The sequence below is a fragment of the Nostoc sp. 'Peltigera membranacea cyanobiont' 232 genome (genome assembly GCF_002245985.1).
Lineage (GTDB): Bacteria > Cyanobacteriota > Cyanobacteriia > Cyanobacteriales > Nostocaceae > Nostoc.
Genome location: NZ_NOLK01000073.1, coordinates 1 through 21,381, shown reverse-complemented (window position 1 = coordinate 21,381; position 21,381 = coordinate 1). Strand labels below are relative to the sequence as shown.

The following is a 21,381-nucleotide window of genomic DNA, read 5'->3' as shown; positions in this document are numbered from 1 at the left end:
TAAATAAATTAAAAATGACTTCACAAAACCAATCTAAAATAAAAAATGAGATACTTCAAGGTAACATCTTAAAACTGATGTTAAAGTTATCAGCCCCTGGCATTCTAGTAATGCTGCTGATTAGCATGAATGCTTTTATTGATGCTCTATTTGCTGGGCAGTTTATTGGAGAAACAGCAATTGCTGGCATATCTTTAGCTCTACCACTTACTGCTATTATAGATGGTTTTGCTTACTTAGTTGGAACAGGTTCAGCTTCTGTCCTGAGCCGAGCTATTGGTGCTGGAGATATAAAAACTCAGTCCAAAATATTTAGCAATTTAATTGTAATGGGTCTTTTTATATCCTTTTTTATTACTATAATTGGCTACAGTTTTAGTGAGGAATTAATTAAATTAATGGGAGGAAGTGGTCAAGTAGCTTTTGCCGGTTCTGAATATTTTAAAACTTATATACTAGGCTCAGTATTTTATATTTTAGCAGTAGCTTCCAACCAACTTATTAAGTCAGAAGGTAAAGTTAGATTAGCTATGACTTTTGCAGGTATTTATGTCATTATTAATATAATTTTAAATCCTATATTTGTTGTAGTTTTTCATTGGGGTATCCGAGGAATTGCTCTTTCTACTGTTATTGCTATGATAGTATTTTGCATAATAAATTTTATATATTTCTTATCTGGTCAAAGTTCTATTCCAGTTAATTATAGAAAGCTTGCTCTAGCAATAAATTTACTTCCGGGAATTTTATCAGTGGGAATGTCAGCACTACTCGCTAATGTTATGGAATTAGTTCAAAATTTTGTTGTTTTTAAATCTATCTCTTATTATGGAACAAATAGTGATATTGCTTTCTACGGAGCAAGTATGAGATTAACTTTATTAGCATTCATTCCTTTAAATGGATTTGTGCAAGCATTACAACCAGTGATTGGCATAAATTATGGAGCCAGAAATTATGATAGACTGAGAAAAGCTTATTTTACTTTTAGTATTTCTGTAACTGCTTTGGCTGTATTATTTTGGTTGCCAATGCAATTATCACCAGAAACATTTTTAAGTTTGCTATTGCCAAATTCGACTTTCACAAACAATGATTTACTCAATTTTCGTGTTTTGAGTTTATTAATACCAACAATAGCTTTTGTTCCCTTTGGTTCAGTTCTATTTCAGTCTATAGGAAAGGGAAAAACTGTTTCTATAATAATTATTTTAAACAATATAGTTTTATTTATTCCATTAGTGGTAATTTTATCAAAGTTACTAGGTGTTAGTGGTATATATTATGGAATGGTTCTAACAGACTTTTTACTTATGATTGTTGCACTTTTATTAACCTTTATTGAATTCAAAAAAATGAATATAAATCATCTATAAAGATAATCATTATTAGACTATCAATATAATTACAATTGTATTGATTTTAAATTTTAGTGATCGCACATACATATCTATTCACCATAAAGTCCACAAAAATGAATCCAAATAATACAGATTTTCAAATCAGCCCAATGGAATGGGTACATGCTTACTGGGTTTCACAGTGTGTCTATGTCGCCGCTAAATTTGGTATTGCTGATTTGCTTAAGGATGGTTCTCAACATTGCGATACTTTAGCTGCTGCAACAAATACACATAGCGATTCTCTATATCGAGTTTTACGGGCGCTCGCCAGTATCGGAATTTTTGCTGAGACACAAACTCGATGCTTTGAGCTAACACCGTTGGCAGATTGTTTGCAAAGCAACGTTCCTGACTCAATTCGTGCTACAGCTATTTTGCGAGGTGAAGAGCACTATTATAAATCCTGGGGAAATTTGATGTATAGCATACAGACAGGAAAAAGTGCCTTTGAAGATTTGTACGGTATGGATTTGTTTAAGTACAACGAGCAAAATCTTAACCGAGGAGAAATATTCGATCGGGCTATGTCTTCGTCAAAAGACGAATATGTCCCATTAATAGAAGCTTATGATTTTTCGTCAATTGACAAGCTAATTGATATTGGTGGTGGTAATGGTAGTTTACTCACTGCTATCCTCCAAGCCTATCCCACAATAAAAGGAGTGTTGTTTGACCATCCAGATGTGATTGACAGAGCTAAGATTTTGCTCGAAACAACAGTTGTGAACGATCGCTGTCAATTAGTAGGGGGAGATTTTTTCGAGTCTGTGCCAGTAGGAGGAGATGCCTACTTGCTCAAGAATGTTCTTCATAACTGGGATGATAAGCGTGCAAAAGATATTCTTAGGCGCTGTCATCATGCTATGAAAGAACAAGGACGACTGTTGGTAATAGACTTCATAATTCCTACTGGCAATGACTTTTTTGCAGGTAAGTTTATGGACGTAAATATGTTGGTAATGTGCCCTGGTGGACGCGATCGAACTGAAGCCGAGTTTGAAGAGTTATTTAAATCAGGAGGTTTCAAACTTACTAAAATTTATCCAACACAATCGGATTTTAGTATTCTTGAAGGAGTTAAAATAGATATCAATTAATAATGAATAGTGCTGAGTTCTGAGTTGAAAAATAACCTATAATATGCAAGGTATCAACCTTCTCCTATAAAGAAGATTCCGCCTAAGTTAGCCCGGCCCGCACGAAGTGCGGGCCGGGCTTGTATCGAGTGCATTAATCAATACTTCGGACAATTTTGAGTTGAGGGAATCGACAAGAAAGCTATCCGCAAAAAAAAGAATTACATTCTTATTCTCCAGTCTATGAAGATCAAACCTAAAATCACGATTGCCGATCGTTTTTTAGTTGGAATACTCTAACAAGATACATCATTGATTATTGTTACTAACTCGAGTAAAGCCAATCAAACACATTCTCGCTAATTAAATACGTCTGTACTACTGGCTAGCGATCGCACTGTGCCAGTGGCGTAAGTCCTGTTGATAATAAAATTGCGTTCAGTCATAGATACCCTATAAAATTTGGGATGTTAGTCATGCTCAGATGCAAAAGCCGCCATAAAATTTCCTTAGTGGCTATGCTTGTACTTGTTATATGCTTTACTTTGGTAAGCGTGCGTTCATTTGGGCAAACAATTATGACATCAGCACCCCAACTACTCACCGACCCATTTTTGCAACTGCCAACTGAAACCTCAGTGCGAGTAGTTTGGTTTACTGAGTTTGCTGGTGTTAATCACACAGTAACCTACGGTGAAAATCTCAAACTAAGTGTTAAGGCAGATACTACCAAACTCACTCGCACGCGTGAAGACCAAGAATCAAGAGTTGGAAACCAAACCAAAGACGGCGAAGTTTATCAAAAACCCGTCCAGCGTGACATTTGGCGACATGAGGCTGAGGTAACTGGGTTAACTGCTGATGTGCGGGTAAATTATCGTGTTACGAGTGTGCGAGAAGACAACGAAAGTTCTAGCAGTAATGTTTTTAGCCTCGCAGCTACTCCCAAACCAGATACACCACTAAAAATTTTACTCACCTCTGACCATCAATTAAAACCGATGACATCGGCAAATCTGCAAAAGGTGGTAGAAACGGTTGGACGAGTCGATGGAGTCTGGTTTGCTGGGGATTTGGTCAATGTTAGCGATCGCGCCTCAGAATGGTTTGATGATAATAGTGGTGGTGCGTTGTTTCCCGGTTTACAAGGTCGTGCTAAATATAACATGACGCACGACGGTGTTAAAACAACCTACACTGGCGGACAAATAATTCAAAATGCACCCATGTTTACTTGTATTGGCAATCATGAGGTGATGGGGCGATTTGCCAGGGTGGGAAGTTTAGATGGTGAATTTGATGATACAATCCCTCGTACAGTTGCTCAAAAAATCTATCGGGACAAATCTTTAATCGATAATTCTTTTAATACTAATACCTACGAAGAGATTTTTTCTTTACCCAAAAGTAAAGAGGGTGGAAAAAGGTATTATGCAGTTACCTTTGGTGATGTGCGTTTGGTGGTACTGTATGCTACGAATATGTGGCGGACTCCCAGCTTAAATGGAAAGCGTAAGGGGAGATATCTCGAAGCTGAAAATGATTTAAATAATCCTGAAGATTGGGGTTATGGACAGGTAATTTATGAGCCAATTGCTAAAGGTAGCAAGCAATATAATTGGCTAGAGTCGGAACTTAACAGCCCTGAATTTCAACAAGCAAAATACAAAGTTGTGATGTTCCATCATCCACCCCATACTTTGGGTGATAATATAGTTCCTGCTTATACAGAGCCAGTACAGATAATTGAACGGGATGGGAATAATATTAAAGCTGTGCGTTACGAATATCCAAAAGATGCAGATTATATTATCCGCGATGTTGTGCCTTTATTAGAAGCGGCTAATGTGCAATTAGTATTTTATGGACATTCTCATTTGTGGAACCGTTTTGTTAGTCCTAGTGGAATGCACTTTTTAGAAACATCTAATGTGGGCAATACTTACGGTGCTGCTTGGGGCGATAGAAAGCGAGAAGTACCAATTGGGTATCAAGAGGATTATGTTAAGCTTGGCGATCCCAATGGGTTAGAACCGATAGGGCCAACAATTGCCCCCTTGCTAGGTGAAGATGGAAAGCCGATGCCTTATATTGCGAGTAATGATATTACGGTTTTTAGTATCTTTGATACTGCAACGGGTACGATAAGTAGTTATCGTTTTGATACTCGCAAGCCTGATTCGGAAGTCTTGAAGTTTGACGAATTTAAGTTGAATCCCCAATGAGTTACTGACGAGAATATGAAAGCGTAAGGACAATTTAAATAAACTTGTTGTTGAATAAGATGAATTAAGCCTTCAAAGTCAAACAAGAAAAATTTTTTAGGTGCTTTCTCGGTATCTGCTTTGCGATTTTTTGCAATATAAAGCAACAGGTCTAATCATTCGTGGGCAGGCAAAAACAAAGCCGGGGGAGCAAGGTGACAGAAATAAAGACACCGAGAGATTCGACGATTCGGAGACTATTTGCACTATCGATGAACCGATGTGCATTTCCAAGCTGCACTAATGCCATCATAGATTCCAGTACAAACAACAACATCATACTGGGCGAAGTGTGTCATATATGTGCCCAGAATCCTGGTGGTCTTCGATACAACGCACAACAAACCTCAGAAGAAAGACATTCCTTTGAGAATCTAATTCTTCTTTGTAAAAACCACCACAAAGTAATTGACGCTAAGGAGAACCTTCATAAATACACCGTAGAATACTTGACATGCATAAAGGCAGATCGCGAAGAAAACGCAAGGAAAGCAGAAATCGAAGTCTCTGCATTGTCTGATTCCCTGGTCGCCGAACTTCAAAAAACGATGGAAAGTCAGTTGCGGACAACTGTTTATATGGACTTTCACGGTGCACAACTGAAAGCAGGTGGAGAAGGTGGGTCTCATGGCGGTGCTGGTGGCGAGGGCGGAATAATCAACATAGTCGGTGTTACTCCAGCAGGATTTCACGAACCAATCGACGTTCACGGTAGAGAAGGGCAAGTTCCCGGTGGAGGTGGAGGTGGTGGTGGTCTAGCTACCTATAGAGGCCGCCCGGCAGACGTGGATGATCTTGAAAACGGACTCCAGATATCCGCCATTTTTCTTGCCAATGCGATCCAAGTACAAGGTCTCTTTTCTGTACTTGGCGGCGGGTGGGCGTACTATGAGGTTCCGTCACTGCCATACAATCTGCAACTCAACCTGCTCTGCGTTGTCGAAACTGGCACTATCCCTATAAACACACTCCTTCGGATTGACTACTCTGTTAAAGATGCCGAAGGTCATACTGCCTTGGTCTCTCATTATGATTTACCGATATCACAGACGACTGCTCAAATACGTCGATGGTCTGTTCCGTTATTCCTGTCTTTAAAAATAAACTGTATTGGTATATGGCGTATCATGGTGTCTTCCGGGTCGCTCCCATTGGCCAGTCACGACATTGAGTTTCGCCTAGTAGGTTAAAAGGAGAGGACGTTGAACCACAACCCCCTATAGGAGCGCACAGTTAGCTGTGTGCGCCTAACCTATGAGTTTCTAAAAATTTTGGATTATAGACTGCTAATCGCTTCAGCAACTAGTTTAGAAACAAAGGGCAAAACATCCCGACTCTTAGCTTGGGCTTTACCTTCAGTAAATACTACTAAAAGGTAAGGACGCTGTTCTGGTAACTCAATATATGCAGCATCATGGCGAACTTGACTTGTCCAACCTGCTTTTGACCAAATTTGAGCATTTTTAGGAAGTCCACCACCTAAGAAACCTGTTACTTGATTTTCCTCGCTGTCAGGTGACAAATCATCGAGAGTCCGTTTTAGTAAAGCCATCATTGCTTGCGATCGCCCACTTGAAACGGCAACTCCACCTACAATACTATGCAGTAACCTGGCGATCGCATTTGTTGTCAACATATTACGATTTTCCAGTAACTCTCCCACAAAGGCCCGTTCCCGTCCATAAGGGCCATCACCCCAAGTTTTTTGACAGACGTTAATCGTCTCCATTTCTTCCCAACCCAAAGATTGGTAATAGCGGTTAATGATATTACGCTGATATTTCCAGGTTTCAAAGGGCCCAGTTGGTAATTCTGGCCCGGATGTAGTACCACTTAAAATATCCACAACCAAGCTGGTAGCATCGTTACTAGAATCGACAATCATATCCCGCAAAGCGCGTTCCAACTCCTTGGAGATTTGACTCATGCCTTTTTCTAGCCATTCATTTACCGCCACTAGGTAAAATAGCTTGACTACACTGGCGGGATAAATTCGTTCAACACCGCGATAAGTAAAACCACGGACTGGATGTTCCCAAAAAGCTTTGGGAGTCAGCGCCCCACCAGTATTTACTAGCACTGGTGGATCGTAAACAACCCAAGTCAAGGCAATTTGATTCCGGGCTAAAGTCGGAAATGCTGCCCAAGTTGCATCTAAAATGCCATTACCAATATTTTCGAGTTGTTCGTCTTTATTAAAAAAAATCATTCTCTAATAATGTCCTTTAATCTAAAATCCAAAATCCAAAATCCAAAATCAGGGGAGTATCAGTGTTTAGCTGACCTGAATTTATATGATTCTCCTGAATGTACGCGTTTATCAACTCAATCTGCATCTGGAAGACATTTGTGGGTAACATCAAATCATCAAAATTTAGCGGTCGAGGTGTATTTATGTGAAGATGACTATCCTGGCTGGATCTCTGTTTCAGATTTTGATTCATTACAACCTGCTACTGTACCTTATCAAGTGGCAACATTTTCTGAATCTGAGATTAAAAAACTCCTAGCAGAGGTTATTGCCTTTACCCAAAAAGCGATGCAACAATCAAATTATTACCTTTGGGGTGGTACAGTTGGGCCAAATTATGACTGTTCTGGGTTGATGCAGGCGGCGTTTGCTTCGGTGGGTATTTGGCTACCCAGAGATGCTTATCAACAGGAAGGATTCACCCAAGCAATTACTATTGCAGAATTAGCAGCCGGGGATCTGGTATTTTTTGGAACTAGCCAAAAAGCAACCCATGTCGGGCTTTATTTAGCAGATGGTTATTACATCCATAGTTCTGGGAAAGATCGAGGACGGGATGGGATTGAGATTGATATTCTCTCGGAACAGGGAGATGCTGTTAGTCTGTCGTATTATCAGCAGCTGCGAGGGGCTGGGAGAGTTTTTCAGAGTTACGAACCACGAAGACGCAAAGGGCGCGAAGAAATATGAGGAGTGGGTTGGTCGATCAGGGATTGAGTGACGAGAATGGGACTATTTCCGTAATTGTCCCAGATGTTTCGGTGGTAGTGCCGATACATGACGAGGTGGAAAGTTTGCCGCTTTTACTAGAAGCGATCGCATCTACTTTATCTTCTAGTCAGGTAAATTATGAAATCATCTGTGTGGATGATGGTTCTACGGATGGTTCCGGGGATTTTCTCAAAAAAGAGGCGCAAATCCGCACTGATTTAAAGGCGGTAATTTTGCGTCGCAACTACGGACAAACTGCGGCGATGGCTGCTGGGTTTCATTATGCAGTCGGGAAAGCGATCGTTACTTTAGATGCCGATCTCCAAAACGATCCGGCTGATATCCCTATGTTATTAGGAAAGCTGGATGAGGGTTACGATTTGGTGAGTGGTTGGCGGCAAAATCGCCAAGATGGTGCTGTAAATCGGTTACTTCCTTCCAAAATTGCCAACTGGCTAATTCGCCGCACCACTAGCGTCAATATTCATGATTATGGCTGTTCGCTGAAAGCCTATCGTGCAGAACTGTTGGCAGATATGAACCTCTACGGCGAACTACACAGATTTTTACCCGCTCTGGCATACATTGAAGGAGCTAGAATTACTGAAATACCCGTGCGTCATCACGCCCGTCGCTTTGGTCGGAGTAAATATGGAATTTGGCGGACATTTCGGGTGTTGATGGATTTGTTAACCATTCTGTTTATGAAAAAATTCCTCACCCGCCCAATGCACGTTTTTGGACTGTTGGGCTTGATTTCAATGGTTTCGGGGACAGCGATCGGAATTTACCTGACTTTTGTCAAATTGGCTTTAGGTGAGATGATTGGCAATCGTCCCTTGTTAAGTTTAGCAGTTCTGCTGCTAGTAACTGGAGTGCAGTTATTTTGCTTCGGTCTTTTGGCAGAATTACTCATGCGTACATATCATGAATCCCAAGGGCGGCCTATCTATCGGGTGCGAGAAGTAGTAGCAAAAAATGTTAAGTAACGTAACAATAGTCATTAGTCATTAGTCATTGGTCATTGGTCATATCATGTCTGGATAAATACTTGTCATTACGAACGCAGCGATAGCGAAGTGAAGTAATCGCAGAGTCCGCAGCGATTGCTTCGTTCCACTCCGTTTCACTCGCAATGACATATCGTAAGTGATTAAGCGGACTTGGTATGATTGGTCATTGGTAAAGAGTTAAGTCTCGTTCATTTTGAAATTTGGAGTTTTTCAAAAGAGTAGAACTTACGCAAAACTACACGCGGTAGGGGCAATTCATGAATTGCCCCTACCCGAAAATCAAGGTTTCTAAACAAATGACAAATGACAAATGACAAATCACAAATCACAAATGACAAATGACAAATCACAAATGACAAATCACAAATGACAAAAAACCAATTAAATTGCATCTACCTTGAAAGCATTTAATACTTTTGATACCGAACTACGGCGCAACCTGCTTGTTTTATTTACAGCAGGTTTATTATTCTGGTCGAGTTTGTCTGCACTCTTACCAACCTTACCGCTTTACATCGATGATGTGGGCGCAAGTAAGCAAGAAATTGGGATTGTAATGGGTAGTTTCGCTATTGGCTTATTGTTATCTCGCCCGACGCTGGGACGATTAGCCGATGAACGCGATCGCAAAATTGTCTTGCTGATTGGTACGATAGTAGCCGCGATCGCACCCTTTGGTTACTTGGCAACCCAATCAATTGGGCTATTAATCCTGGTGCGAATTTTTCACGGCATTAGCGTTGCTGCTTTTACCACTGGCTACAGTGCCTTAATCGCAGATTTAGCCCCCGCAGAAACTCGTGGCGAAATCATTGGTTACATGACTCTGGCAACTCCCCTTGGTTTGGCAATTGGCCCTGCCTTGGGTGGGTATTTAGAAGCTACAAGTGGCTACGGGATATTATTTCTGTTATCTGCCGAATTGGGTTTTGTCGCTCTTTTGGCGATTGTACAAGTTACTAAGGAGCCAGTGAAGACACAAGAGCAAACTAAGGCTGAGGATCGCAATTTTTGGCAAATTTTGAGCAGTCCACAGGTGAAAGTTCCAACTATAGTTATGTTGCTGGTTGGTTTGTCTATCGGTGCTGTACATACCTTTGTGTCATTGTTCCTCAAATCCAGTCAGGTAGACTTCAACGGTGGACTGTTTTTTACAGCTTCGGCAATTTCTAGTTTTAGTATCAGGGTGTTTGCTGGTAAGGCAAGCGATCGCTTTGGTCGTGGTTTATTTATCACCTTTGGTATTTTTTTCTACGTTCTAGCGTCAATACTGCTATGGCAGGCTCACAGTGCGATGTTTTTCTTATTGGCCGCGATCGCTGAAGGTGCTGGTGGTGGTACACTCATTTCCATGATGATTACTCTGATGGCAGATCGCTCACTGCCACAAGAACGGGGGCAAATTTTTGCTCTCTGCGTAGCTGGGCTTGACCTGGGAATTGCGATCGCTGCTCCTCTTTTGGGTAGCATCGCAGAACTTGTAGGCTACCGCGATATGTTTGGCTATGGTGCTGCGATCGCTTCTCTAGCACTGATAATCTTCCTCACCCAATCGAGCAAAGATTTATCCAACTCCCTACGCTTTGCACTAGGACTGGCTCCAGATGCTTATGCATTGAAAAACTTAAAAGTTAGGAGTGAGGAACTTTAACTCCTCACTCCTAACTTTCAACTATTAACTTTAAAATACGGGCGAGGAGGGATTCGAACCCCCGACACCGTGGTCCGTAGCCACGTGCTCTAGTCCACTGAGCTACACACCCTCACTGACAATTTATATTAACACGTTCTAACTAAATGACGCAAGATAATTTTTCATCTAATTTTGCTAGCTTAAGCCATCTAGATCAACAGGGACAGGCACAGATGGTAGATGTGACGGGTAAAGCACCCACTATTCGCCAAGCAGTAGCTGCTGCCAATGTGCGAATGTTGCTAACAACCTTCACTGCTATTCAAGCCGGAAATGTCCCAAAAGGTGATGTGCTGGCAACTGCAAGATTAGCAGGGATTATGGCAGCCAAGCAAACAGCCGCTTTAATTCCTCTGTGTCATCCGTTGCCTTTGCAAAAAATAGCGGTTGAAATTATACCCGATCCGCAACTGCCTGGTTATCAAATTCAAGCCACAGTCAAAACTAAAGCTGAAACTGGTGTAGAGATGGAAGCTTTAACTGCCGTTTCTGTGGCTGCGCTGACTTTATACGATATGGCAAAAGCCTTAGAGAAGTCGATTCAAATTGAATCGATTCGTTTAATAAGTAAAAGTGGCGGGAAATCAGGAGATTATTGCCTGTTAGAGGAATAACTTTTTGGGGAATGGGGAATGGGGAATGGGGAATTGGGAATTGGTTATTAATTCTTCTCCCTCATCCCCACTCCTCATTCACGGCAGATTGTCAGGATCAATGCCGAGATTACGCAAATATGCTGCTAACTGTTCAGCGCGTTGACGTTCTTGTTCGGCGCGTTGACGTTCTTGTTCAGCGCGTTGGCGTTCTTGTTCTACCAATAACTCAGCTTGTTCTGCCCGTTGATTAAGTTCCAGCGAATTCAAAAATCTTTGTCCATCTGGATGGTAAATTACTAACTCCCCAAGCCCCGTTTGAAATCTAATTCCTAAGCGGGGGCTTGTCCAACCATCCATTTGCCATAGCTTATTCAAATGGTTATTTTGCCGCAACCAGCCATCTAGTTGAAAGCTTTCAGGATCGTATAAATAGTATTCTTCAACACCGTAAGTATCGTAAAACTCCAACTTCCGCTCCATTTCCTTGGTATCGTTACTATAAGAAAGAATCTCAAAGACTACTTGCGGTGGAATATTATCTTCTTGCCACTGACGGTAGGAACGACGTTTTCCCTTTGATCTACCGAAGACAACCATTACATCAGGTGCAGTCGGTGTAATCAGCCGAGAACGGACGGGATACCAAAGTAAATCTCCCGCAATCAAAACATTCTCTTTATTAGCAAACAGAATCTCTAAATTCTCCTTAATCAGGACAATCCAACGATATTGTTCTGTATTGTCTGCCATTGGTTTGCCGTCACTATCTGGATAGAGGAGATCGGGGTCTATTTGCTCAAAGATCGTCATCTGATTTAACCCAGTGGCTCTTGACTTACAATTCAATTATGACTGGCAATTCAATTATGACTGGTTGTAAGGGTCTAATAGCAAGCATTGCCACAAAAACCTTAGAATAAATAGGGTGTATTGAAATCTGTAACAAATATTTATGCCTCCTCGTTGGCCTCGCAAACCCGATCGCAAAGACCCTGATTATCGCAAGATCGATGACCGGATGAATTTTGCCACCCATGTAGCGATCGCTGCTACGATTAACTCTGGCTTGTGGTTTTTCCACATTTTGAAAGATACTACCTGGGAGTGGCTGCCTTTGCTGACTTTAAGTTGGACAGGAATAGTGTTAGCGCATCTGATTTATATTAGTGCGATCGCTAACTACACCGAAGCTCCAACCAAATCCACCTGAAGACGGACTGCTAATGCTAGGGCGATTGTAACCTGTGGTAGTGGAATCAGCCTTTTAATTGAGTGATAATGTAAAAAAGCCTGAGATTTCGCGCTCTTTCTTAATTTAGGGTTATTTTTATGGCTAAGACTAATACTACGGAACTACTAGAAGCCCTAGCAGCTGAAATTGGCGAAAGTGTCTATATGGACATTGCCAAATGGCATCTTTATTTATCTAATGCCAAACTGCATACCCTTGTTGCTGAACGACTGTATCCTTTAATTACTTCTAACAGTGTAAATGAAGACCAAGTTTTAAAAGTCTTGCAATCAATTACAGTAAAAATTGGCGGCGGTAGAAGTGAACTTCCTTTAATCGATTTACTACCACTGCAATGCCAGGTTACTTTAGTTGATATTTTGGAGAAATTTCAACGCGATTCATAATTGCTAAAACCAATATTATCTTAGTTAAGCAATTTTATTAATCAGCACTTCCTGATTCAGTTTTGTCTGCTGAATTAGGTATAACTTTGCTGTCTCAATTTTATAAAAATTAACTCTACAGATACACACAGATTAACCTCGTGTAATTCATCTGTGGACATCTGATAAAAATTTCCTTTAACAATTAAGGAATCTCCGCGTTCAAAATCAGTTTAGATTTGAGCGAGTTTATGTTGAGACTCGCTTTGAACTTTCATGCAAACTCATTGAGGCAATTTCTATGCTTTTACAAATCAAAGATAGTGACAAATTGGTGAAAATTCTCGAAATTCAAGAATTGCTCGATCCTAATAGTAACGTCGTTCAAGGACGAGAACAAAAAGGTGAAGAAGAACAACCACCTGATAGTTTTAAAAAAGAAAATCTCGTTTTTCCTTCTGGTGAAGTTCTACCACGCTGTTGGTTAGATGCCGACTATAGACAGGACAACGGTTAATCGACTAGATCCCCGACAATTTTTACTAAGTCGGGGATCGATAGTTGTCGGTAAACACGGGTATTTCACGATACTTTAAATAATGGGCATTGCACAGTAGAACACCTCAACTCATCCCTTGATTATGCAACGCCAGAATTGCTATAGATTCCAAACTCTTGACCCTAGCATTTCTACTTACCCGCCTAAAGTCCGTGTATAAATTACCTGACCTTTAGAATCGTAGAGGAAAAGGGGCAAGTTGGCATTGTCACCAATTACAGCTAAGGCTTCCCGTAAGATTTGCAAGTGATTGGTAACGTCAATAGCAGTACTAGAATTTTCAGAATAAGGATTAGCCAAGTTATTTTGCCTTATTTGGTCATACTCAGGGGTTAGCCGGACAATAATTCCTGCATTATCTATGCTAAAGGTGCAAATCCGAATTCCATTAATACAGGTTTTATCCAAGTCAGTGCGGGTTTGTTGGAAACTACTAACAACTTGTAGTTTTTCTTGTGCTTGTTTAAGGGCTATTGAATAGGGTTCGATGAGAGACTGAGCCTGAGTATAGTACAAACTATCTTGGGAAACTTTTTTAGCAGTTTGCAAAGCCTGATCCCAGTATGTAGCTGCTGCTTGCCATTGGTTTTGTTGCTGATATATTTTGGCTTGGTTGGCAGCGCTAACGGCTTGTTGGTAGGTTTTAGCGGCTAATTGTTCTTTCGTCGCGCGATCGCGTGCTGCTACTAACTTAGGTCTATAATCTATCAACAGCTTTGCGGCTTCTTGGTATCCAGAGCTAGTTAGGGGAATGCTATTCAAAGCATTAATTGCCACCAACCAAGTAGACTGCACCTTTTGCCAATCATTCAAAGATTTGGCAGTAGTTTCCCGGTTCTCAGCAGCACTAGCTACAGCTTTTGCTGCTGTCAGTTTTTTGAGCCATTTTTCCTCAATAAATATCTGCTGATTTACAGCGTGCAAACGGACACGATAATTAAGTAATTTACCCTGCACTAGCCCATAGAGTTCACTACTAGAACTTATAGTTTCTAGGGGCGCTATAGCTTGTCGCCATAAATGCTGTCTAGCTTGTAATTCCTCTAGGCTAGATGCAGGAGTTTGAACTTTTTCTGTCGCCAAAGATCCCGTCTGCAAAGCCTTGACCACCTGGTTGATTTTTTCTGACCGTCCCGACAAACTTGCTTTTAGTTCTTCCGACTCCTGGTAACGGGGCGACCAACTAGGAATTACATTTAGGGCGGCGCTGGCTGCTGCAAGTTGTTGTTGTATAGCTACTAATTCTTTTTCAGACTTGGCGCGGCGCATCAGTTGTGGAGACTTTGTTTTTAATTGCTCGGCAGTTTGTATTTCTTTACACTCAGACATCACACAAGGGCGAGTCAATAAATAAGCACCACCGCCTAAAACTACAATCCCCACTAAGGCTGCACCCAGTAAGATGGGTTTGATTTGAAATCCTGGCTTTGAAGTCGGGAAATTCGACGCATCTGCAAATGGGTCAAACGGTTCCTCCTCCTCAGCCTCATCGAATGATGGAGAATAAGTCAGAGCCGATGAAGAAAGTGGAGAAAAGTATTCCTCCTCTGCTTCCCCTGCTCCTCCATCCCCCCATCCTCCCCTCTGCTTCAAAGCCAAGAAACATTTGGCATAAGGGAGTTGTTCGCCAAAAACTCTGAGGAAACATTGCACTTGCCCATCTCTGTGGGGTGTTACAGACTGAAGTACTTCCTCAATTACTGCAAAGACGATCTGAGCGTCAACTATTACATCTGATTCATGTTGCATTAAAACCATTAGCCCGTCTTTATTGACGGCGCATTTAACCTCGAAGACTTCAGCCGATGAGACTTCTACAAGCAATTGTTCCTGCAAAGTTTTGGCTAAAAGCTGTAAATCTTCCTGCTGGACTGCTACCTTCATAGAGCTTTTCCGCTCAACTTCTATATTGTTTTGATTATCTTTAAGGGAATGAAATGAACTTTTGAGGTTTGTTGAATGCAAATGCACAGTTTAACGAACCACAGCCTGAAAATCTGAACGACCAACTTTCTAACACAAATTCTGACTTTTCACCAAAAATTAAAAAAGCAGTTATTGTTCGCGGCGCTACATTTTTAACTCCCTAGATACAAAATTAAATAATCTGTCTTCAGATATAAATTACAAATAAAAAATGGGAATAATAGAGTTTTTGAGTATTTTCACTGCATTATTTTGCGACAGTTAAATTCACAATAGCTACTAAGTAGGCAGGCACAAATAAATATAACTATGTAACGAAAAGTAAAAGCGGTGAAAACCTTGTGATTGCTTCACTCCACTTCGTTGCGTTCGCAATGACATAGTTATAAATTTTCTCACCCACCTACTTACTCTGCAAAATCATAGTTGCAGAGCAGTTGTGAAAAACTTATCTAAAGGTTAAGGAAATGATACTAGGTCAGAGGGTTTTGACAGAAATGCTAGTTATCTTCTATGCTGGGGAACTTACTGAAAAGATTAATTACGTGTTGTGGCTCTGGCACAACCAGGCTGGCGAGCAAAATTAATGTGTCTCTTATGCTGAATTCGATAAAATCGATCCGTGAAAAATAAATTTTTATAGCTGCCAAAAGCTTAACTTTGAAATAAAAGTGCTGCAAAATATTAAGACAGCACTCACCAAAAGCTTGGAAAGTGTAAATACAAGGTGTATCAATGGATTTATTAGAGTATCAAGTTAAAGAATGGTTTGGGAAGATAGGCATTCCGGTATTGCCCTCCCAACGAATTGACCATCCTACAGATTTGAAACGTTTAAAAATTCGCTTTCCAATTGTACTGAAATCTCAAGTACATGGAGCGGAACGGGCAAAAGCGGGTGGAGTCAGGTTTGCCGAAACGACAATAGATGCGATCGCAGCAGCGCAAAATATCTTTAGTCTACCAATATGGGGCGAATTGCCAGAAGTTGTACTGGCAGAATCGCAATACGACGCGAACCAGGAATTTTATCTCGCGGTGGTTTTAGATACTGCTGTTTGCCGACCAGTACTTTTAGGTTGCAAAGAAGCAGACATTGATTGGGAATCTGCTGGAGAAAAAATGCACCATGTTGTCGTGGAACAGGAATTTTCGCCATTTTATGCCCGACGGCTGGCTTTGAAAATGGGTTTACAGGGAACGCTGATGCAGTCGGTAAGCAGCGTTTTGGAGAAAATGTACCACTTATTTGTGCAAAAAGACCTGGATTTAGTCGAAATAAATCCCTTGGCAGTCAGTGCCAATGGTCAAGTTATGGCTCTTAATGGTAAAGTCAGGATTAACGAACGGGCAATCAAGCGCCATCCAGACCTCGCCGAGATGGCAGCAAAAATTATCAGCCGTCATACCAGTACTGAAATCAATGGGATTTTGGGTGATTGGGATAGTATAAAAATGCATGGGAAAATCGGTATTTTAGGTAATGGTACTGGTTCAGTAATGGCAACTTTGGATTTAGTAGCCAATGCTGGTGGCAACCCAGGTGTTTGTTTAAATCTACGTCATGCTTTCCTCACAGATACTACACCAACTACCTTCCGCGATCGCCTAGAGACAGGTCTGAAAATCCTGGAAGCTGACAAAAGCATTCAAGTAATCCTCATCAACTTTCTGGGTAGCATTCCTCAAACTGAGGAAGTCGTTGAAGTTATAGCCAGAGTTGTGCAGCAAGACAACAGCGAACTGGAATCACAAGTTGTGCGTTCTAATGGCAGTAAAAGTCGCCAAGAACGGAATTTTAAACCCTTAGTTGTCCGTCTTGCTGGTTCTGAATTTAATGCTGCGAGAAAATATTTAGCAACACTAAAAACCCACAGCGATGCGCTACTCGTGGTAGAAAATTTAGATGAAGCAGTAGCGGCAGCAGTTCGTCTTGCTAAACCAACTGCTAATAAAAAGTAGTGACTATCATTTTGTTCCAAATCAAAAATTATTAATTTTTACCACGAAAATATATCGTTGGGCATTGGGCATTGGTTATTTCCCCTGCTCCCTGCTCCCTGCTCTTCTTGCTTAGTGGCTTAACTCACTGGGTTGTCAAACTTACGGTAATTTTTTATGAACCTAACGCCAGAAAGTAAAGTATTAATTCAAGGCTTTTGTGAATTTATATCAGGCACTCATGTTGCTCAAATGCAAGCTTATGGCACGAATTTGGTCGCTGGTGTCAATCCAGGATGTGGCGGACAGGAACTACATGGACTGCCAGTATTTGACTTAGTAGAGGAGGTAATAGAACAATTTGGGGTAATTGACACAACAATTATTTGTGTAGATCCTTACGACGTTCTAGATGCGGCATTAGAAGCGATCGCATCTCATATTAGCCAAATCATTATTATCACTGCTGGCGTGCCACCTTTGGATATGGTGCAATTACTCCGTAAAGCCGAAGCCTGTGAAACTTTGGTAATCGGGCCCAACAGTCCGGGGATCATTGTACCGGGAAAAATTCTTTTAGGTACTCAACCTAGCGAGTTTTATACTCCTGGATCTGTGGGGATCGTTAGTCGTAGTAGCACTCTCACTTATGAAGTTGCTTACGAATTAACAAAAGCAGGTTTGGGACAGTCAATTAGTGTCAGTATTGGTAGCGATCCGATCGTTGGTTCCTCCTTTCTCCAATGGTTGCAAATTCTGGATGAAGACGAAACTACAGAGGCGATCGTTTTAGTCGGTCAACCTGGCGGTGGTAGTGAAGAAGCAGCAGCCCGGTACATTGCTGAGGCAATTGATAAACCAGTCATTGCCTACATTGCAGGAAGACTTGCGCCACCAGGAAAAACTTGGCGACAAACAGGGACTTTAGCAACCGTTATCGGCCGCGAACCGAACTTTGGTACAGCCCAAAGTAAATTAGCTGCTTTAAAAGAAGCGGAAGTTCCAGTCGCTGAACGCCCTTCTCAGATTCCAGAATTATTGAGAAAGGAGATTAATTAATTACAAAAAGCGAAGCAATAATCGGGCTTCGTCTGCCAGTTCTAATCCATGAGTAATGGCGATCGCTCTGGCTGCGATAATGTCGTCAAAAGTTCGCCCAAAGCGTTGCTCAAGCCAGCTGTGACGAGATTCGTTTTGTACTATTTTTAACAACCTCCCTACTATTAAACCAAAATGAAGTGCCGCTAAAGCAGTATATGTAAAGCGCACCACACACTCATCCCCATTCCAGCCAGCAGAACGCAACCCCGCTAAGTAACCCTCAAGCACAAGTTTTTCCAGGGGTATTAGTGATGAACCATTAACGAATAATAAGAAAACGCTGTCTAGCACCAAATTTATGATGTCTTCTCCCAACACACCATAGCCAACAAAAGACCAATCAATGAGAACAGTTTGGTCATCGCCATAAGCATTACGTCGAGAAAACAAATTGTTAGGCGTAATATCAAAGTGGCAGAGTGTATGGGGTGCTTTGTCTACAGCATCGAGGAAGGTGTGGCGATCGCTCCACAAGTTCATCACCCGATCGCCTATATTTGGGGAAAATATCTCTTTTAGTAGTGGGTGCTGCCATGCAGTCGGTTCTCGCCACGCTTCTAAAGCAGTATTATCAATATTGGACACCCATACCCTATGCCAGTCACGACTCAGCCAAGACTCAGAAGGTAACGATCGTGCCATTACATAGCTTCCTTGTAAATAGCCAAGGTGACGAGCCGCCACACCGAAGCGTTCCAAGTCCCAAGTCGTGCCAGGACTGCCCTGAATATCTTCCAGCCACAGCCAGAGAATATTAGCAGACGGCTGTGTAACCGTGAAACAACGGGGGGCTACTAAGTCGCCACTCAAATTATCGAGGATTCCTGATGTATAGATCAACGCCTCGCGCTGCCAGTAATTCCAGTGTGTGGGGTCTTGAGAGGAATTGAAAATAGAGCCAACATTCTTTGGTTGTAGGTGCAAAATCTTCAGAATTACCGACCAAGATAATTGTTCGCTGCCATTGTTAGCAATACCAGCGATCCGCCACAAACCGGCTGTAACGTTATTAATAATATGGTGAGCGATCGCATCGGCGTGCCATTGGCTCAGAGTGGCAGTTTTACTGTCAAGTATACGACGGACAACGGTCGTTAATGTCACCTCATCAATTAGCAGATGTGCGGCAGGTAAAATCATAAATGAAAAATCTCACATCCAACTATAGAAACCCACTAAGTAGGTCGGCGTAAATAATTATCATTTGAATAAAGCAGGGGGGAAAAGGGTTTAAGTCTTATTTTCTTTTCTTCACACAGTTTGGTTTTATTGTGCTTACTTATAGCAATCCTAAATAAGTCGTGAAAATATCCGATTCCTCTCTCTGCGTTCTCTGCACCTCTGCGGTTCGTTTATTTTTACAAATGATTTAGAACTGCTATATTCAATCTGCTGCATTCAACAAGCATTGCATCTTAATACAATGTCACCCCCTGGTTATAAGCATTAACAAAACTCGTGTAGTCATACTCGACTTGAGTTGCATAGCGCTCTTTTATTACTCCGAAAAAATAAAATATTGGTAGGTTGGGTTGAACGAAGTGAAACCCAACAAAACCAGAGATTGTTGGTGTTGGGTTTCGTTCCTCAACCCAACCTACGCCTAAATTCATCAAAGTCCTTAAAAATAAGGGTGGATGATTTTTATCCGACGAGAGTCATAAAAGAGCGATAGTCCACTGCAAAGTTAACAATTTCGTCTTTGAATACAGACTTGTTACCGCCCACAACATCAGTAACTTCTTTATCAACACTTACAGAAACGATCGCAGCATCATAGTCTTTATCAGAGATGGCATGGTTCTTGGCAACGACCTTCCCTGCATATCCCATTGCATCCATGAACTTTGACTTAGTGGTTAGTAACGTATAGTCAAAGTCCACTTGGTAGGGTGATTTTTCATGCAGCATGAAAGGGATGCTACTGACCGTAGTGTAGCCAACCAAGGGATCGGTATTAGAGAGCATCGCTTTTATGGCGATTGCTACTCGCGCCCCTTCTTGGTTTCCGTAAACTGAAGTTGGTAGCAGACCTGGAACAGCGATCGCAACTGCGCTACTACCTTCCTGCTTCATCTCCAAAATGCGATCGTCGTCGGTTGCTGAACTTGGGCCTTCAATTAGCAAGTAATATCGGTACTTACCAAGACTACCAGTGCCGGAACCTAATTTGAGTCGAATATCCTTGAGGGTATAGTAACTATTGTTGTAGCGCTTACTACTAGAAATTGAAGCAATGTAGCTGTTCATAGCTCCAGCAATATCTGAATAGGTGCTGCTGGATACAGGCTGGAGTTCCGAGGTTGTCTGGAAAACTCGATTGTTACTGTTGTTTAATTGCGTGTATTTAGTTAGCAAGCTAGAACGGCTCTTACCTGATGTATTTTGAATTAAATCTTTGACTACACCATTCGTATTGCTGGATTCTAAACGATATGATAGCTCATCATTGGTTCCCTTAAAGTCGCTCATCTTATTCAGATAAGCATCCAAGAAATTCCGCACAATATCTTGAGCATCACTTGAGCTAAGACCGTTTTCTTTAGCTGCCAACAGAATAGAAACTGCCATGCGTCGCAAGTCCCAAACGTAGGGGCCAAGATAGCCTTCATCAAAATCAGTGGTGTCAAAAACGTTGTTATCATTGCCATCTCTCATTCCCCCAAGATTTTGCAGATGCATATCTCCTTCTAACCAAATGGCTGAGGTTGAAGAATTTACAAAACCGGAGCTTGGCAAGGTCTGCATATCACGATAAAAAATACTATCTGTTCCCCGATAAAAGGCGAAGGGGCTAGCTGTCATCTTTTGCATCTTTGTTGCCAGTTCTTGAGGCAATTGAGAAGCAAATGGATGGTTATATTGATAAATTTCATTTTCCACCCAACTTGAACGGGGAGTTGCAGCTTGAACTGGAGATGCCAACCCCAAAATTAAAATTAAGACAACTACAATTGCAGATATGTGTTTAGGCATGACAATCTCTTAAGTGTAAAAAATTGACTTTTGCTAGACTTTTGCCTCTAGGCAATAATCCAACAACAATCCTTTTACCACCTTGAGCTATAGCTTGAAAAGTGATTTAAAGCACAATGCAATCACTGTTCAGGGTAACTGGAAGTTTTGGTGATCCACTCTTAGTTCAAAAATTGCACAAGTATTTATTCCCTGCCTCCCATCCTGAAGAAGAATTTACCTCCCCCTGCACTATGTCCACTACCTTCTGGCAG

19 protein-coding genes and 1 tRNA gene are annotated in these 21,381 nt (G+C 41.4%); 13 read left to right on the top strand and 7 right to left on the bottom strand.

Going from position 1 to position 21,381, the window contains the following annotated elements; translation table 11 throughout:
• Positions 1-14: 14 nt before the first annotated feature.
• From CDG79_RS22610 to CDG79_RS22595, 4 genes are all read left to right on the top strand, one after another.
• Positions 15-1,376, top strand: a complete 1,362-nt coding sequence (locus tag CDG79_RS22610; RefSeq protein ID WP_094344137.1) for an MATE family efflux transporter — start codon at positions 15-17, stop codon at positions 1,374-1,376.
• A 98-nt stretch (positions 1,377-1,474) separates the two neighbouring features.
• Positions 1,475-2,500 (top strand): methyltransferase, encoded by a 1,026-nt coding sequence (locus CDG79_RS22605; protein WP_094344136.1) that lies wholly within the window; start codon positions 1,475-1,477, stop codon positions 2,498-2,500.
• 557 nt (positions 2,501-3,057) lie between these two features.
• Complete coding sequence (locus CDG79_RS22600; protein ID WP_094344135.1) at positions 3,058-4,704, top strand: fibronectin type III domain-containing protein; 1,647 nt, start codon at positions 3,058-3,060, stop codon at positions 4,702-4,704.
• Positions 4,705-4,898: 194 nt separating this feature from the next.
• Positions 4,899-5,933: an HNH endonuclease gene (locus CDG79_RS22595; RefSeq protein WP_143855551.1), complete on the top strand. Its 1,035-nt coding sequence runs from the start codon at positions 4,899-4,901 to the stop codon at positions 5,931-5,933.
• A gap of 86 nt (positions 5,934-6,019) precedes the next feature.
• Here CDG79_RS22595 and CDG79_RS22590 read toward each other — a convergent pair whose 3' ends face one another.
• Positions 6,020-6,952, bottom strand: coding sequence for a serine hydrolase (locus tag CDG79_RS22590; protein ID WP_094344133.1), 933 nt, complete (start codon positions 6,950-6,952; stop codon positions 6,020-6,022).
• A gap of 9 nt (positions 6,953-6,961) precedes the next feature.
• Between CDG79_RS22590 and CDG79_RS22585 the strand changes: the two genes are divergently transcribed.
• The 3 genes from CDG79_RS22585 (at position 6,962) to CDG79_RS22570 (ending at position 10,369) form a co-directional block, all read left to right on the top strand.
• Positions 6,962-7,684 carry a C40 family peptidase gene (locus CDG79_RS22585; RefSeq protein ID WP_094344132.1) on the top strand — a complete coding sequence of 241 codons (723 nt, stop codon included), beginning with the start codon at positions 6,962-6,964 and terminating at the stop codon, positions 7,682-7,684.
• Positions 7,681-8,694, top strand: coding sequence for a glycosyltransferase family 2 protein (locus tag CDG79_RS22580; protein WP_094344131.1), 1,014 nt, complete (start codon positions 7,681-7,683; stop codon positions 8,692-8,694). Before CDG79_RS22585 ends, CDG79_RS22580 begins: the two co-directional genes overlap by 4 nt.
• Positions 8,695-9,115: 421 nt before the next feature.
• A complete protein-coding gene (locus CDG79_RS22570) occupies positions 9,116-10,369 on the top strand; it encodes an MFS transporter (RefSeq protein WP_094344129.1) in 1,254 nt (417 codons plus the stop codon).
• 38 nt (positions 10,370-10,407) lie between these two features.
• Here the strand turns inward: CDG79_RS22570 and CDG79_RS22565 are convergent.
• A tRNA-Arg gene (locus CDG79_RS22565) sits at positions 10,408-10,481 on the bottom strand.
• Between the two features lie 34 nt (positions 10,482-10,515).
• Between CDG79_RS22565 and moaC the strand changes: the two genes are divergently transcribed.
• The gene (gene moaC, locus CDG79_RS22560) at positions 10,516-11,025 is read left to right on the top strand and encodes a cyclic pyranopterin monophosphate synthase MoaC (protein ID WP_094344128.1); all 510 of its coding nucleotides are present in this window, start codon (positions 10,516-10,518) and stop codon (positions 11,023-11,025) included.
• A gap of 78 nt (positions 11,026-11,103) precedes the next feature.
• Here moaC and CDG79_RS22555 read toward each other — a convergent pair whose 3' ends face one another.
• On the bottom strand, positions 11,104-11,817 hold the full coding sequence (locus CDG79_RS22555; RefSeq protein WP_094344127.1) for a Uma2 family endonuclease: 714 nt from the start codon (positions 11,815-11,817) through the stop codon (positions 11,104-11,106).
• A 142-nt stretch (positions 11,818-11,959) separates the two neighbouring features.
• Between CDG79_RS22555 and CDG79_RS22550 the strand changes: the two genes are divergently transcribed.
• The 3 genes from CDG79_RS22550 to CDG79_RS22540 all read left to right on the top strand — a co-directional run bounded on the left by CDG79_RS22550 (position 11,960) and on the right by CDG79_RS22540 (position 13,141).
• A complete protein-coding gene (locus tag CDG79_RS22550; protein WP_094344126.1) occupies positions 11,960-12,217 on the top strand; it encodes a hypothetical protein in 258 nt (85 codons plus the stop codon).
• Positions 12,218-12,336: 119 nt separating this feature from the next.
• Entirely contained in the window at positions 12,337-12,645 is a 309-nt protein-coding gene (locus CDG79_RS22545) for a DUF3181 family protein (RefSeq protein ID WP_094344125.1), read from the top strand.
• A gap of 280 nt (positions 12,646-12,925) precedes the next feature.
• The gene (locus tag CDG79_RS22540) at positions 12,926-13,141 is read left to right on the top strand and encodes an acetyltransferase (protein ID WP_094344124.1); all 216 of its coding nucleotides are present in this window, start codon (positions 12,926-12,928) and stop codon (positions 13,139-13,141) included.
• 177 nt (positions 13,142-13,318) lie between these two features.
• Here the strand turns inward: CDG79_RS22540 and CDG79_RS22535 are convergent, their stop codons facing one another.
• A complete protein-coding gene (locus tag CDG79_RS22535) occupies positions 13,319-15,067 on the bottom strand; it encodes a hypothetical protein (protein ID WP_094344123.1) in 1,749 nt (582 codons plus the stop codon).
• A 777-nt stretch (positions 15,068-15,844) separates the two neighbouring features.
• Here CDG79_RS22535 and CDG79_RS22530 point away from each other — a divergent pair.
• On the top strand, positions 15,845-17,071 hold the full coding sequence (locus CDG79_RS22530) for a succinate--CoA ligase subunit beta (RefSeq protein WP_094344122.1): 1,227 nt from the start codon (positions 15,845-15,847) through the stop codon (positions 17,069-17,071).
• Between the two features lie 156 nt (positions 17,072-17,227).
• The gene (locus CDG79_RS22525) at positions 17,228-18,109 is read left to right on the top strand and encodes a succinate--CoA ligase subunit alpha (protein ID WP_094329480.1); all 882 of its coding nucleotides are present in this window, start codon (positions 17,228-17,230) and stop codon (positions 18,107-18,109) included.
• On the opposite strand, the gene CDG79_RS22520 is transcribed toward CDG79_RS22525, so the two are convergent.
• The 3 genes from CDG79_RS22520 to CDG79_RS22510 form a co-directional block, all read right to left on the bottom strand.
• The gene (locus CDG79_RS22520; protein WP_094344121.1) at positions 18,110-19,291 is read right to left on the bottom strand and encodes a phosphotransferase; all 1,182 of its coding nucleotides are present in this window, start codon (positions 19,289-19,291) and stop codon (positions 18,110-18,112) included.
• A gap of 275 nt (positions 19,292-19,566) precedes the next feature.
• The gene (locus CDG79_RS22515) at positions 19,567-19,764 is read right to left on the bottom strand and encodes a hypothetical protein (protein ID WP_094344120.1); all 198 of its coding nucleotides are present in this window, start codon (positions 19,762-19,764) and stop codon (positions 19,567-19,569) included.
• Between the two features lie 31 nt (positions 19,765-19,795).
• On the bottom strand, positions 19,796-21,127 hold the full coding sequence (locus CDG79_RS22510) for a DUF2252 domain-containing protein (RefSeq protein WP_094344119.1): 1,332 nt from the start codon (positions 21,125-21,127) through the stop codon (positions 19,796-19,798).
• Positions 21,128-21,381: the final 254 nt, after the last annotated feature.

What these genes read in the sequence shown, in the direction of transcription:
- CDG79_RS22610 (WP_094344137.1), top strand. Translation starts at nt 15, where the DNA reads ATGACTTCACAAAACCAATCTAAAATAAAAAATGAGATACTTCAAGGT.
- CDG79_RS22605 (WP_094344136.1), top strand. Translation starts at nt 1,475, where the DNA reads ATGAATCCAAATAATACAGATTTTCAAATCAGCCCAATGGAATGGGTA.
- CDG79_RS22600 (WP_094344135.1), top strand. Translation starts at nt 3,058, where the DNA reads ATGACATCAGCACCCCAACTACTCACCGACCCATTTTTGCAACTGCCA.
- CDG79_RS22590 (WP_094344133.1), bottom strand. Translation starts at nt 6,952, where the DNA reads ATGATTTTTTTTAATAAAGACGAACAACTCGAAAATATTGGTAATGGC.
- CDG79_RS22585 (WP_094344132.1), top strand. Translation starts at nt 6,962, where the DNA reads ATGTCCTTTAATCTAAAATCCAAAATCCAAAATCCAAAATCAGGGGAG.
- CDG79_RS22580 (WP_094344131.1), top strand. Translation starts at nt 7,681, where the DNA reads ATGAGGAGTGGGTTGGTCGATCAGGGATTGAGTGACGAGAATGGGACT.
- moaC (WP_094344128.1), top strand. Translation starts at nt 10,516, where the DNA reads ATGACGCAAGATAATTTTTCATCTAATTTTGCTAGCTTAAGCCATCTA.
- CDG79_RS22555 (WP_094344127.1), bottom strand. Translation starts at nt 11,817, where the DNA reads ATGACGATCTTTGAGCAAATAGACCCCGATCTCCTCTATCCAGATAGT.
- CDG79_RS22550 (WP_094344126.1), top strand. Translation starts at nt 11,960, where the DNA reads ATGCCTCCTCGTTGGCCTCGCAAACCCGATCGCAAAGACCCTGATTAT.
- CDG79_RS22545 (WP_094344125.1), top strand. Translation starts at nt 12,337, where the DNA reads ATGGCTAAGACTAATACTACGGAACTACTAGAAGCCCTAGCAGCTGAA.
- CDG79_RS22540 (WP_094344124.1), top strand. Translation starts at nt 12,926, where the DNA reads ATGCTTTTACAAATCAAAGATAGTGACAAATTGGTGAAAATTCTCGAA.
- CDG79_RS22535 (WP_094344123.1), bottom strand. Translation starts at nt 15,067, where the DNA reads ATGAAGGTAGCAGTCCAGCAGGAAGATTTACAGCTTTTAGCCAAAACT.
- CDG79_RS22530 (WP_094344122.1), top strand. Translation starts at nt 15,845, where the DNA reads ATGGATTTATTAGAGTATCAAGTTAAAGAATGGTTTGGGAAGATAGGC.
- CDG79_RS22525 (WP_094329480.1), top strand. Translation starts at nt 17,228, where the DNA reads ATGAACCTAACGCCAGAAAGTAAAGTATTAATTCAAGGCTTTTGTGAA.
- CDG79_RS22520 (WP_094344121.1), bottom strand. Translation starts at nt 19,291, where the DNA reads ATGATTTTACCTGCCGCACATCTGCTAATTGATGAGGTGACATTAACG.
- CDG79_RS22515 (WP_094344120.1), bottom strand. Translation starts at nt 19,764, where the DNA reads ATGAATTTAGGCGTAGGTTGGGTTGAGGAACGAAACCCAACACCAACA.
- CDG79_RS22510 (WP_094344119.1), bottom strand. Translation starts at nt 21,127, where the DNA reads ATGCCTAAACACATATCTGCAATTGTAGTTGTCTTAATTTTAATTTTG.